This is a genomic window from Actinomyces sp. oral taxon 175 str. F0384 (assembly GCF_000223355.1).
Taxonomy (GTDB): domain Bacteria; phylum Actinomycetota; class Actinomycetes; order Actinomycetales; family Actinomycetaceae; genus Actinomyces; species Actinomyces oris.
On record NZ_AFUR01000001.1, the window covers coordinates 13,494 to 26,332 of the forward strand.

The 12,839-nt window shown below is 70.9% G+C and carries 9 protein-coding genes; 7 read left to right on the plus strand and 2 right to left on the minus strand.

Going from position 1 to position 12,839, the window contains the following annotated elements:
• Nucleotides 1-12 precede the first annotated feature (12 nt).
• A complete protein-coding gene (locus tag HMPREF9058_RS00050) occupies nt 13-996 on the plus strand; it encodes a phosphatase PAP2 family protein (protein WP_043537682.1) in 984 nt (327 codons plus the stop codon).
• Nucleotides 997-1,005: 9 nt separating this feature from the next.
• On the opposite strand, the gene HMPREF9058_RS00055 is transcribed toward HMPREF9058_RS00050, so the two are convergent.
• Both HMPREF9058_RS00055 and HMPREF9058_RS00060 read right to left on the minus strand, forming a co-directional pair.
• Nucleotides 1,006-2,688: a cell wall metabolism sensor histidine kinase WalK gene (locus tag HMPREF9058_RS00055; RefSeq protein WP_009406298.1), complete on the minus strand. Its 1,683-nt coding sequence runs from the start codon at nt 2,686-2,688 to the stop codon at nt 1,006-1,008.
• Between the two features lie 10 nt (nt 2,689-2,698).
• Entirely contained in the window at nt 2,699-3,445 is a 747-nt protein-coding gene (locus HMPREF9058_RS00060; RefSeq protein WP_009406511.1) for a response regulator transcription factor, read from the minus strand.
• A 302-nt stretch (nt 3,446-3,747) separates the two neighbouring features.
• Between HMPREF9058_RS00060 and HMPREF9058_RS00065 the strand changes: the two genes are divergently transcribed.
• The 6 genes from HMPREF9058_RS00065 (at nt 3,748) to HMPREF9058_RS00090 (ending at nt 12,808) form a co-directional block, all read left to right on the plus strand.
• Nucleotides 3,748-5,100, plus strand: coding sequence for a PAS domain S-box protein (locus HMPREF9058_RS00065; RefSeq protein ID WP_009405879.1), 1,353 nt, complete (start codon nt 3,748-3,750; stop codon nt 5,098-5,100).
• A gap of 169 nt (nt 5,101-5,269) precedes the next feature.
• On the plus strand, nt 5,270-6,604 hold the full coding sequence (locus tag HMPREF9058_RS00070; RefSeq protein ID WP_009405427.1) for a hypothetical protein: 1,335 nt from the start codon (nt 5,270-5,272) through the stop codon (nt 6,602-6,604).
• 223 nt (nt 6,605-6,827) lie between these two features.
• The gene (topA, locus tag HMPREF9058_RS00075; protein ID WP_009405700.1) at nt 6,828-9,725 is read left to right on the plus strand and encodes a type I DNA topoisomerase; all 2,898 of its coding nucleotides are present in this window, start codon (nt 6,828-6,830) and stop codon (nt 9,723-9,725) included.
• Between the two features lie 476 nt (nt 9,726-10,201).
• On the plus strand, nt 10,202-10,819 hold the full coding sequence (locus HMPREF9058_RS00080; RefSeq protein ID WP_009406026.1) for a DUF3060 domain-containing protein: 618 nt from the start codon (nt 10,202-10,204) through the stop codon (nt 10,817-10,819).
• A 7-nt stretch (nt 10,820-10,826) separates the two neighbouring features.
• Nucleotides 10,827-11,555, plus strand: a complete 729-nt coding sequence (locus tag HMPREF9058_RS00085; RefSeq protein WP_009406309.1) for a response regulator transcription factor — start codon at nt 10,827-10,829, stop codon at nt 11,553-11,555.
• A complete protein-coding gene (locus tag HMPREF9058_RS00090; RefSeq protein WP_009405621.1) occupies nt 11,552-12,808 on the plus strand; it encodes a sensor histidine kinase KdpD in 1,257 nt (418 codons plus the stop codon). The genes HMPREF9058_RS00085 and HMPREF9058_RS00090 overlap by 4 nt, the downstream gene beginning before the upstream one ends.
• The last annotated feature ends 31 nt before the right edge of the window (nt 12,809-12,839 follow it).

The following is a 12,839-nucleotide window of genomic DNA, read 5'->3' on the forward strand; positions in this document are numbered from 1 at the left end:
TACGATCGGCCGGTGGCCTCCTTCCAGTCGCAGTCCTCCCGCTCCCTGGGACAGCTGCGCCTGCGCGGGGTCCTGCTGGCCCTGTCCTGCCTGGCGGCGACGCTCGGCCTGTGGGGGCTGTTCGTGTTCACCCACACCGGCCAGGCCCTCGACGCCATGGCCCTGGAGGGCTCGGAGATCGGCTCGCACTACGTGAGCGCCCACGCCCGCAGGCTCCTGTCGGTGGTGTCCATGCCGGCCGCGGTCGTCCTGGTGGTGACGATCCTCGTCATCGGTCTGCTGCGGCGCAGCCACCGGCGCGCGGTGTGGGCCGTCGTCGCCGTGGTCGGGGCCAACCTGACCACCCAGATCCTCAAGTACCAGTTCCTGTGGCGGCCCGACTTCAACATCACCGAGCGCTGGGACAACGCCAACACCCTGCCCTCGGGGCACACCACCATGGCGGCCTCGGCCGCGGTCGCCCTCATCCTGCTGTCCGGGCGGCGCTGGCGGCCGCTGTCGGCCTGGGCCGGGGGACTGTTCACCATCGCCATGGGCTACTCCACCCTGGTGTGCCAGTGGCACCGCCCCTCCGACGTCCTGGCCGGGATCTTCGTGCCCGTGGCCTGGGGCGCTCTCGCCGTGGCCGGCGGGGCCTGGCGCGCCCCCTGGTCCCTGCGCGAGGGGACCGGGGAGGAGAGCTCCGGTGAGGTGCCCGGGCTGACCACCGTGGGGACGATCCCGGTGACGGCCGCCGGGCCGCGCCTGTGGCACCAGCTCCTCGGCAACATTCTCATGGCGGCCGCCGGCATCGTGTGTACCCTGGGGGCGCTCGCCCTGGGGGCCTGGGTGTGGTGGCACCTGGGCGGCCCGGAGACGCGCTGGCAGCTCTTCGGCGCCTACGCCACCGGGTCGGTGGCCGTCGTCGGCGTCACCTGCCTGGCCCTGTCCGCGCTCGTCTCGCTGACCGACTGGGGCCGCACCCGCCGCAAGCACGAGGCCCGCCACCGCGACTGACGCGCGGCCTTACTCCTCGACGGCGGCGGCCGGGAGCCTGACGCTGAAGGTGGTCCCGTGGTCCTCGGGCGCGGTGGAGGAGTCGACGTCGATGCTCCCGCCGTGGGACTGGACGATGGCCAGAGCGATCGACATGCCCAGGCCCGTCGAACCGGTGCGCCGCTCACGTGAGGAGTCCCCCCGGGCGAAGCGCTCGAAGAGGCGGTCGCGCACGTCGGGAGCGATCCCCGGGCCGTCGTCGTGGATGCGCACGATGAGCGTGTCCCCCTCGCGGGCCAGCGTCGTGGTCACGTGGCTACCGGCCGGCGTGTGCACCCGGGCGTTGGCCAGGAGGTTGACGACGACCTGACGCAGACGGGCCTCATCGCCGATGACCAGCGGAGGCTCGGGCAGGAAGTCCTCGGCCTCCTCCGGCGTGGCGTCGGCCGGAGGCTCCAGGACGGCCAGATCCAGCTGCCAGTCGTGGTCGGGGCCGGCCGCGCGGGCGTCGGCCACCGTGTCCACCAGGAGGCCGACCAGGTCCACCTCCTCGCGGCGCAGCTCGCGCCCGGCATCCAGGCGGGCCAGCAGCAGCAGGTCCTCGACGAGCGCCGTCATCCGCACCGACTCGGAGTGCACGCGCTCCAGGGCGTAGGTGGCCTCCTCCGGCAGGTCGGCGTCAGCGCCCTCGCGGCGGATGAGCTCGGTGTAGCCGCGGATCGAGGCCAGCGGCGTGCGCAGCTCGTGGGAGGCGTCGGCCACGAACTGGCGCACCTGCGTCTCTGAGCGCTGGCGCGCGGCCAGAGCGGACTCCACGTGCCCCAGCAGCGTGTTGAGGGCGCCGCCGACCTGCCCGACCTCGGCCGAGGAGTCCAGGTCCGCCTTCTCCACGCGGTCCTCGATGCTCACCTCGCCGCGCTCCAGCGGCTGGGAGGCCACGCGGTGCGCGGTGCGGGCCACCCGCTCCAGGGGCGCCAGCGAGGAGCGCACCATGGTCCGCCCGGCCAGGGCCACCACGAGGGCGCCCACCAGGGCCACCGCCAGCTCGATGAGCAGCTGGGTGCGGATGAGCCCCTTGTCCCCCTCCAGGGAGAGCCCGGTGATGACCGTGCTGCCCGAGGCCTCATCGCGGGTGGCCACCACCCGGTAGCTGCCCAGGTGGTGCAGATCCACGGTGACGGGGTGGTCCTCCGTGGCCTGGGACAGCAGCAGCCGGCAGTCCTCCTTGGAGATGGACGCGTAGTGGCCGTTCTTATCGATGTAAGCGGCGGTCTCACTGGTCTCACCGTCGGAGGATGACGTCTGCGGAGTAATGAGCGTCAGCGTGCCGGTCGACTGTCCGGCGGCATCCAGGCCGGGAGGGATCCCGGGCTTATCGGGGCCTCCGCCGGCGGCGTCGGGCTGGTCTCCCTGGTTCTTCGTGTCCTCCTGGGCCGCCTCATCGGAGGCCTTCCTGGCCTCCTGGGTCAGGTCGTGGCGCTTGTCGGCGGCGCGCTGGGCGGCCGCCATCAGCTGGCTGTCCGTGCGCGCCATGAGCGTGTGGCGCAGGCTGACGGTGGAGAAGGCGCTCATGACGGCCGCCATGACCAGGACCAGCCCGAGCACCCCGACCACCAGCCGGGTGCGCAGACTGCGGGGAGGCGTGAGCAGTGAGCCGGGCCGCCATGAGCGCAGGCTCATCCGCCGCCCGGTCGGTGCCGGCTGCTGGGACATCTGTGGGCGCTCAGCCGCGCTCATCGGTGCCGGCGGCCGGCTTGAGGACGTATCCGACGCCGCGCATCGTGTGGATCATGGGCTCGCGGCCCTTGTCGATCTTGCGGCGCAGGTAGGAGATGTAGAGCTCGACGATATTGGCCTGCCCGCCGAAGTCGTAGTTCCACACCCGGTCCAGGATCTGCGGCTTGGACAGGACCCGGCGGGGGTTGCGCATGAGGTAGCGCAGCAGCTCGAACTCGGTGGCGGTCAGCTGGATCTCGTCCTCGCCCCGCCAGACCTCGTGGGAGTCCTCGTCCATGCGCAGGTCCCCGACCTCCAGGATGGAGGCCGGTTTCTCCTCGCTGGCCCCGGAGCGGCGCAGGAGGGCACGCAGCCGGGCCACGACCTCCTCCAGGGAGAAGGGCTTGGTCACGTAGTCGTCGCCGCCTGCGGTCAGCCCGGCCACGCGGTCCTCGACGGCGTCCTTGGCCGTCAGGAACAGGACCGGCACGTTCGGGCGGTGGCCGCGCACCCGGCGCATGACCTCCAGTCCGTCGAAGTCGGGAAGCATGATGTCCAGGACGATGACGTCGGGGTCGATCTCCTGGGCGGAGCGCACGGCTGCGATCCCGGTCCCGGCAGTGGTGACCTCCCATCCCTCGTAACGCAGGGCGGAGGCGAGCAGGTCGGCGAGCATCTGCTCGTCGTCGACGACCAGGACGCGCAAGGGGGAGCCGTCGGCACGGGTGAGGTTCTCGGTGGGGGCGTTAGTCACGTCATCTATTCAACAGGAAGGCGCTATGCTCGACCACAGCGCAACCTGTGTCTCGACTGTGTTACCGATCTGAGACCGAACGGAGACGCGGCGGCTCGAACGCTGTGACATGCTTAAGCGGGTATGCGTCTTGGTTGTTGATCTCCACATTCGCGTGCACCGGAACGTTACTTCATAGCGTAGCCCCCGAGAGAGCGGCCAAGTGTATCTCTGCCGTCCCTCATCAAGTGTGTCGCCGTCGGTGAACCGGCGTCGACCTCATTTCCCTCATACATCCCTCAGACAGCAACAGCAGGAGAGACATGGAATACGTCGATGGCAACGAGCGCCGCTTCGGTGCCGAGGACCTGTTCTTCTCAACGACGGATACCAAGGGTGTCATTCGCAGGACCAACCGGGTCTTTGATTCGCTGTCCCGTTACAGCCCCGAGGAGCTCGTCGGCTCTCCGCACAACATCATCCGGCACGACGACATGCCCGCCGGTGCCTTCAAGCTTATGTGGGACGAGCTCGAGCAGGGACGCTCCTCCTGCGTCTACGTGCTCAACCGGGCCCAGGACGGACGGGACTACTGGGTCTTCGCCACGATCGCTCCGCTGGCCGACGGCTACCTGTCCGTGCGTGTGCGCCCGACCAACCACGCCATGTTCACGCCCGTCAAGGAGATCTACGCCCGCGTGCGCGCCGCCGAGCGTGCCTACGCCGAGGAGGGCCACGGGCGCCGGGAGGTCGCCGAGCACGGGGCGGCGCTGCTGACCGAGGAGCTGGCGAAGCTTCAGTACCACGACCTGCACAACTTCGCCCGGGCCGCCCTGCCGCGCGAGCTGGCCCTGCTGGTCGTCGAGGGCGTGCGGGTGCCGCCGCGCGCCGAGTCGGACAACCCCATGTCCGCCGTCCTGCAGGCCGTCGCCGCCATCGAGCGGGACACCGACGAGCTCATCTACCAGCTCGGCGAGTACCAGGAGCTCATCAACGGCCTGGGCTCCTGGGCCGGAGGGGTGCGCTCGGTCATTGACCGGGCCGACCGCGTGGGCTCCCTCATGGGGGAGGTGACCAGTCCCGACGCCGAGTCCTCCGTGCCCACCGTCTCCGAGCGAGTCAAGGAGCGTGGGGCTCAGGCCGTTGAGGTACTGCGCCAGCTCAACTCCTCCCTCGTGGCGCTCTACGAGGCGGCCTCCGAGGTGCGCTTCCGCAGCTCGATGATGCGTCTGCACACCCTCATGGCGGGCATCTTCGCCGCCGCCGTCCTGGACGGCCAGGAGGGGGAGTCCGGCGACGCCATCGGCGACCTCGCCGAGGCGATGCTCTCCGACCTGGAGGAGCTCGTGCCCTCCTGCCAGGAGGCGGCGAATCTGGCCGAGCGCCTGGAGGGCGATCTTCGCTCCGTGGTCAGTAACCTCGACCGCGTCAAGCGGCCCTTCCAGCGCTGGATCCGCGCTCTTCAGGACGAGGGGGCCCAGGCGCTCGTCGAGGGTGTCGACGCCGAGGCGGCCCTGAGTGAGGCCGTCGCCGTGGGTGAGCAGGGCTTCCCGGAGACGGCCTCGTTGGCCGAGCTGGCCGCCAAGGCCCGCGGTGTCGTTGTGACCTTGGACGAACCCGTCATCCGTCAGCGGGTGGCGACGGTTCGTGAGACTCTGAGCCACCTGGGGGAGTAATTGTCGATAATCTACAAGATAGGTCCCACCTTATTGGTGACAATGTCATAAACTGTCTTCCGCGGGCACACACGTTTCGTTACCTTCTTCCCGGCACTGTGTGAGGAGCTGAAGGAATAGTCCTCTGGCGAGGTGCTCCCGCGAATTATTCACCCTGAAGGAAAGCACCATGGAGTCGCAGGTCGGTTACGAGCGTTTGTTCGATCCGCAGGACATCTTCTTTTCCACCACGGATCTCAAAGGCGTCATCCAGAACACGAACCGGACGTTCGATACGCTGTCGCGTTACTCGCGTGAGCGTCTCATCGGGGCTCCGCACAACATCATTCGTCACCTGGACATGCCGGCGGGTCTGTTCCGCCTCATCTGGGACGATCTGCAGACCCGGCGCCCGGCCTGCGGCTACATCACCAACCGTGCCGTGGACGGCCTGGACTATCGGGTCTTCGCCACCATCGTGCCGCTGCGCCAGGGCTACCTGTCGGTGCGGATCAAGCCGATGGACGGGGCCACCAGGGACCGGGTCGAGGAGGCCTACCGCCGGGTGCGCGCCAAGGAGCGTGACCTTCAGGCCCGGGGCGCCTCACGCCACCAGCTCGGCGAGTTCGGTGGTCGTGAGCTGGCCGCGGAGCTGGCGGCCCTGGGCTTCCCCTCCCTGCACGACATGACCTTGGCGACCCTGCCGCGTGAGGTGGCCGCCCTGGTCACCGCCGGGGTGCGCGTCCCGGCGGCCGCCCCCGAGGGGCTGGGCGCCGTGGCCCGGATCCTCAACGCGGTGGCCGCCATGGAGAAGGACACCGACGCCCTGGTCTACGAGCTCGATGAGTACCTGCGGCTCATCACCACCATGGAGGCCACCCACGACTCGGCCCGGGCGGTGGAGGCGCGGGTGGGGCGCATCGGCCAGCTGGTCTCCCACGACGTCGGCGACAGCGCCCAGACCAAGGTGCTCATGCTCAGCGAGCGCATCGCCGAGCTCACCGGCATCGCGGGCGCCGAGCTGAACGCACTGCCCTCGCGGCTCAAGGTCCTGCACCAGTCGGTCACCGAGCTGCGCTTCTCCGTGGCCCTCATGCGCCTGCTCACCCTCATGGTGGGGCGCTTCGCCCAGTCCATCCTCGATGGCACTGAGGTGGACGCCGTGCACTCCCTGACGGACCTGTGCGAGGCGCTGGAGTCCGGCTTCCGCGGCCTGGGGCCCGTGCTGCAGGCCGTGAGCACCCAGGTCGCCCAGCTCAACGACGCCCTGCGCACCGTGACCTCCAGCCTGGACCGCGCGGCCCGGCGCCTGGGGCAGTGGGTGGACCTGCGTGGCGGCGGGGCCGGCTCCTCGGGCTCGCCGATCATCGACGAGGTCGCCCAGCTCGCCTCCCGCGGCTTCCCCGAGGTCCGCTCCCTGGCCGAGCTGGCCGCCGAGTGCCGCGGACTGCACCTGCCCTACGACGAGAACATCGCCGCTCAGCGCCTGGCGGCCGTGCGCAGCGCCCTGGCCGAGCTCATCTGAGACGAAAGTCGTTCTTCCGGGCACTGCCTGGCTGGAAAAGGTGGGTGGTGCGTTACAGTCGGCTGGGAGCCGGCACTCGCCGACTCCCCGCCGTCCCCCTTCGTCGGGGCCCCGGATCGCCCGGATCCTCACGATCCCGCGGTGATCTCCAGGGCCCGGCGACAACCGCCCGCAGACCCACCCGCCGCGGCCAGCCGCGCACCACCCGTGAGGAAGGCTTTACGTGTCCACCAAGCTCGTCATCGTGGAGTCCCCCAACAAGGTGCGCTCCATCGCCGGCTACCTGGGTCCGGAGTTCGACGTCGAGGCCTCCGTGGGGCACATCCGCGACCTGCCGCAGCCCTCCGAGCTGCCCGCCACCATGAAGAAGGGGCCCTACGGGAAGTTCGCGGTCGACGTCGAGGACGACTTCACCCCCTACTACGTCGTCAACCCCGACAAGAAGAAGACGGTCACCCAGCTCAAGAAGGCCCTCAAGGAGGCCGACGAGCTCTACCTGGCCACCGACGACGACCGCGAGGGCGAGGCCATCGCCTGGCACCTCCAGCAGGTCCTCAAGCCCAAGGTGCCGGTGCGCCGCATGGTCTTCACCGAGATCACCCGCGAGGCCGTCACCCGGGCCCTGGACAACACCCGCGAGCTGGACATCCACCTCGTCGACGCCCAGGAGACCCGCCGCATCCTGGATCGCCTCGTGGGCTATGAGGTCAGCCCGGTCCTGTGGCGCAAGGTCCGTGCCGGCCTGTCCGCCGGGCGCGTGCAGTCGGTGGCCACCCGCCTCGTCGTCGAGCGCGAGCGCGAGCGCATGGCCTTCCGCTCCGCCTCCTACTGGGGGGTGGAGGCCACCTTCTCCACCGTCCTGTCCGCCGTGGACGTCACCGCCCGCCAGGAGGCCTCCTTCACCGCCCGGCTCGTCACCCTCGACGGGCGGCGCGTGGCCACCGGCCGTGACTTCAACGACGACGGCCAGCTGCGCCCCGCCGCGCTCAAGGCCTCCGCCGTCCACCTCCACCAGGTGGGGGCCACGGCCGTGGCCGAGGCCATCGGCCGGGGAGAGCCGCGGGTGGTCGGGGTTGAGGACAAGCCCTACAAGCGCCGCCCGGCCGCCCCCTTCACCACCTCCACCCTCCAGCAGGAGGCCTCCCGCAAGCTGCGCATGAACCCGCGCGAGACCATGCGCGTGGCGCAGGGCCTCTACGAGAACGGCTTCATCACCTACATGCGCACCGACTCCACGGTTCTGTCCGGCCAGGCCGTGGCCGCGGCCCGCTCGCAGGTGGCCGAGCTCTACGGGGCCGAGTACGTGCCCGAGCGCCCCCGCGTCTACGCCTCCAAGTCCAAGGGCGCCCAGGAGGCGCACGAGGCGATCCGCCCCGCCGGCGACCACTTCCGCACCCCGGCCCAGGTCTCCGGCGAGCTCACCGGAGCCCAGTTCCGCCTCTACGAGCTCATCTGGAAGCGGACCGTGGCCTCCCAGATGGCCGACGCCGTCGGCTCGACCGCCACGGTGACCGTCGAGGTGCCGCTGACGCCGGTGGCCGGCGAGTCGCGCGACTCCGGCCCGACCTTCTCCACGGCCGGCCTGACGGCGTCGGGCACGGTCATCACCTTCCGCGGCTTCCTGGCCGCCTACGAGGAGGGGCGCGACGCCGAGCGCTACCAGGACGACGCCGCCGCCAAGGACTCCAAGGACGTGCGCCTGCCCTCGATGATCGCCGGGCAGGAGCTGGCCGCCCTGGCTGCCGAGGCCTCCGGTCACGAGACCACGCCGCCGCCGCGCTACACCGAGGCCTCCCTGGTCAAGGCCCTTGAGGAGCGCGAGATCGGCCGCCCCTCAACGTACGCGGCCACCATGTCCACCATCTCCGACCGCGGCTACGTCGACCACCGCGGCCAGGCCCTGGTGCCCACCTGGCTCGCCTTCGCCGTCACCCGGCTGCTGGAGGAGAACTTCACCGAGCTCGTCGACTACGACTTCACCGCCTCCATGGAGCGCGACCTCGACCGGATCGCCGCCGGCGAGGAGGACCGGGTCGCCTGGCTGCGGCGCTTCTACAACGGGCAGGGCGATGCCGGTGGTCCGGAGACCGCCCAGGCCGCCTCGGGCGAGCTCGAGGCCGCGGCCGCCGCGCTGCGTGCCCAGGGGCTCAAGGGGCTGGTGGACAACCTCGGCGAGATCGACGCCCGCGCCGTCAACTCCATCGAGATCGGCGAGGGCATCACCCTGCGGGTGGGGCGCTACGGCCCCTACCTGGAGGATGGCGAGGGCAAGCGCGCCAACGTGCCGGCCGACCTCGCCCCCGACGAGCTGACCGTGGACAAGGCCCGCGAGCTCTTCACCCGCGCCGCCGACGACGGCCGCGAGCTCGGCGTCGACCCGGCCAGTGGGCACGTCATCATCGCCAAGGACGGCCGCTACGGCCCCTACGTCACCGAGGTCCTGCCCGAGCCGGAGGAGACGGCCGATGCGGAGGCGGCGAAGACTGCGAAGACGAAGAAGACCACCAAGGCGGCCAAGCCCAAGCCCCGCACCGCCAGCCTCCTGCGTTCCATGGACCTGTCCACCGTGACCCTGGAGCAGGCCCTGGACCTGCTGAGCCTGCCGCGCGTCGTCGGGCAGGACCCGGAGTCGGGGGAGGACATCACCGCCCAGAACGGCCGCTACGGTCCCTATCTCAAGAAGGGTACGGACTCGCGCTCCCTGGAGACCGAGGAGCAGATCTTCACCGTCACCCTGGAGCAGGCCCTGGAGATCTTCGCCCAGCCCAAGCGGCGTCGAGGTCAGGCGGCCGCCCGTGGACCGCTGCGCGAGCTGGGTCAGGACCCGGCCACTGAGAAGCCGGTGGTCATCAAGGACGGTCGCTTCGGCCCCTACATCACCGACGGGCAGACCAACGTCACCGTGCCCCGCAGTGAGGACCCGGCCACCATCAGCGCCGAGCGGGCCTTCGAGCTGCTCGCGGACAAGCGCGCCAAGGGCCCGGCCAAGAAGCGCACCACCCGCAAGACCACCGCCAAGAAGGCCACGACGACGAAGAAGACCACCACGAAGAAGGCCGCCACCAAGAAGACCGCCACTAAGACGGCGACGAGCAAGGCGGCCGCCTCGACGGAGGGCTGAGGGGCTCCGCGGTGGCGGTGCGGGCCTGCGGCCTTGGCGTGGACGTGCAGCGTTGGTGCAGGCCTCCGGCACTGCTGCTGCCGTCGCCGGCCACTGCCGCCGGTTGCCGCCGCAGGTCGCTGCTGCTGCCGTCGCCGGCCACTGCCTCCGGTTGCCGCCGCAGGTCACTGCTGCTGGCCGTCGTCGTGAGCCCTGGCCGGGGACATTCCACGCGGACGGGTGCGTTCCCCTCCGGTCGGGGACAGTCCGCGCGTCCGGGGACCGGCTTCCTGTCCCCGACGGCGTCGAATGCCCCCGGCTGCGAGCAAGGGTCCCCGACGGCGCAGAATGCCCCCGTCCGCGCAAGCCCAGTGACCCGTGAGCATCATCGCGGCCGGTGTCGCAGTTCTGCGACAGCACTGCGACGAGGAGGGGATAATCGGCCGGTATTGTATTCCTTGTACAACTCCCCACATGATTCCTGAGAGGACCTCATCATGCGTCTGCCCAAGATCGTTCTCGCCGGTACCGCCGCCCTGGCCCTGTCCCTGAGCCTGGGCGCCTGCTCCTTGTCCGTCAACGGCTCCGGCTCCGGGGACTCCGGCTCGCCCGCCGCCCAGTCCGAGCAGAAGGACACTCAGGGCGCCGACTCCAAGGGCTCGTCCAAGACCGATGCCAAGGGGGCCGCCACTGCCGACTCCCAGTCCTCCTCCGGTGGCTCGGCCCAGGCCACGGCCGCCCCCGGCAACAAGGACGGCGACAAGGATGACGACAAGGACGGCGACGACGCCCCCATCACGGACCCCACCTGGAAGGACATCCAGAGCACCGGTCAGCGCACCGAGGTCTCCGGTGACTATGTCGTTCAGGGTGCCGGCAGCACTCTCAACCTGGTGGGTGACCTCAACACGCTGACGGTCCAGGGCTCTGACGTCAAGATCGCCGCGGAGGACGTCGACACCCTCACCGTCCAGGGCTCCAACGTCACCGTCTACGCCCGCGACATCGACCACCTCAACATCCAGGGCTCGGGCGTCACCGTCCACTGGCTGGGCGACGACCCGGCGGTCCAGGACGGCGGCGCCAACAACACCACCGGGAAGCTCTCCCAGTGAGACTGCCGTGACTCAGCCCGCCGCACCGGCTCCGTCCGCCACTGTCCTGCTCGTCGACGACGAGGCCCCCATCCGCCGCTCCCTGGGCCCTTACCTGGAGCGCGGCGGGTACCGGGTCCTGCTCGCCTCGGACGGGGCGGAGGCCATGGACATCCTGGCCTCCTACCAGGTGGACATCATCGTCTCCGACGTCCTCATGCCCAGGATGGACGGCCGCGAGCTGGTGCGGCGGGTCAGGGCCGGTGGGGCCTGGACCCCCATCATCCTGCTGACCCAGGTGGATGCCTCCTACGAGCGGGTCTCAGCCCTCGACGACGGCGCCGACGACTACCTGTCCAAGCCCTTCGACCCCGCCGAGCTCGCCTCCCGGATCCGCGCAGTGCTGCGCCGCACCCGCGGCGTGGCCCAGCCGCTGACCTCCGCCTCCCGGCTCATGGCCGGTGAGCTGCTCCTGGAGCGGACCTCGCGGCGGGTGACCCTGTCGGGGCGCGAGGTGACGCTCACTCCCAAGGCCACGATGCTCCTGGACTACCTCATGAGCCATCCCGGTGAGCTCCACACCCGGGACGCCCTGCTGGCCTCCCTGTGGGGCATCGACTTCGCCACCTCCACGCGCGCCGTCGACCACCGCATCCGCGAGATCCGCCAGGCCCTGGGCGACGACGCCGCCAACCCCACCTACATCGAAACGGTCCCCTCCGTCGGCTACCGCTTCCGGGCCGAGGTCCGGGCATGAGCGGCTCGTCGATCCCGCCGCAACTGCCGCCCTCGGTCCCGCCGCGTCCGGCGCCCGCGCAGGACGGCAGTACCCGCTACATGGAGCCGGCGGTGGACGTGGGTGGGCCGCGTACCGTGCCGGTCACCCGGCCCGGGGTGCCGGCCGCGCAGCCGGCCGGCCCCCCGCTGGCGGGTGACCTGGGGAACCGTCCGCAGTCGGCCGACCTCCATCCGCTGCAGGCCGACCCGCAGCGGCCGACGGCTGAGCCTCGGAGCGTCGAGGTCTTGGCCGGGGCCGCCGCCGAAGCCGCCCCTGCACCTCTGGACCCCCCTACGGAGAAGCCCCGGCGGGCCGCCTGGATCGGATGGGTGCTGGCGGTGGCGGTCGTGGCCGTCGCAGTGGCGGCCTCCTATGCGACCTTCGGGCTGGCTCCGGTGGTGATCTCCACGGCAGTGCCGCTGGTGGTGGCGGAGATCGGGATCGTGCTGCTGCTGCTCGCCCTGGCTGTGACCGTGATCCGCCGCAGGCTGCGCCTGGCGGTGCAGCGGGGGCGAAGCCAGGCCCAGGAGGAGGCGTGGTCCCGTCACCAGCAGTTCCTGCGCCGGCTGGACCACGAGCTGAAGAACCCGCTGACGGCGGTGCGGGCCGCCGTCGCCGACCTGCCGCAGGCCCCGCCTCACGAGCTGCAGGCCCGGGTCGACGTCGTCGACGCTCAGGCCCGCCGCATGGGGCGCTTGGTGACGGATCTGCGCAAGCTGGCCGACTTGGAGACGGCCGCGCTCTCACTGGAGGACGTCGATATCGCTGAGACCGTCCACGACGCCGCCCAGGCGGTCGGCGAGGAGGGGGCGGCGCGTGGGGGCGGGCCCAGAATCCGCCTGGACCTGCCGCAGGTTCCGTGGCCGCTGTCGCATGTGCGCGGCGACGGCGACCTGCTGTACTCGGCCGTCTACAACGTCATCTCCAACGCCTCGAAGTACACCTCGCCCGGCGGGACCGTGGAGGTGCGCGGTCGGGAGGAGTCGGGAACCGTCACCATCGAGGTGGCCGATACTGGGATCGGGATGCCGCAGGCGGACCTGCCGGCCGTGTGGAGTGAGCTGGCCCGGGCCGGTAACGCCCGGGGCCTGCCGGGCTCGGGGCTGGGGCTGGCGCTGGTGTCCACGATCGTGCGTCGCCACGGCGGCAGCGTGCGCATGGCCTCCCGTGAGGGCGTGGGGACCCGGGTATGGCTGAGCCTGCCCGTCGCGGGGCCGCCGGTCGCCTCCTGAACCTGAACCGAGCCTCTACATACGCGGGCGG

Excerpts from the sequence above, each read along its gene's own strand:
- HMPREF9058_RS00055 (WP_009406298.1), bottom strand. The coding sequence starts at position 2,688 with ATGTCCCAGCAGCCGGCACCGACCGGGCGGCGGATGAGCCTGCGCTCA.
- HMPREF9058_RS00065 (WP_009405879.1), top strand. The coding sequence starts at position 3,748 with ATGGAATACGTCGATGGCAACGAGCGCCGCTTCGGTGCCGAGGACCTG.
- HMPREF9058_RS00070 (WP_009405427.1), top strand. The coding sequence starts at position 5,270 with ATGGAGTCGCAGGTCGGTTACGAGCGTTTGTTCGATCCGCAGGACATC.
- HMPREF9058_RS00080 (WP_009406026.1), top strand. The coding sequence starts at position 10,202 with ATGCGTCTGCCCAAGATCGTTCTCGCCGGTACCGCCGCCCTGGCCCTG.
- HMPREF9058_RS00090 (WP_009405621.1), top strand. The coding sequence starts at position 11,552 with ATGAGCGGCTCGTCGATCCCGCCGCAACTGCCGCCCTCGGTCCCGCCG.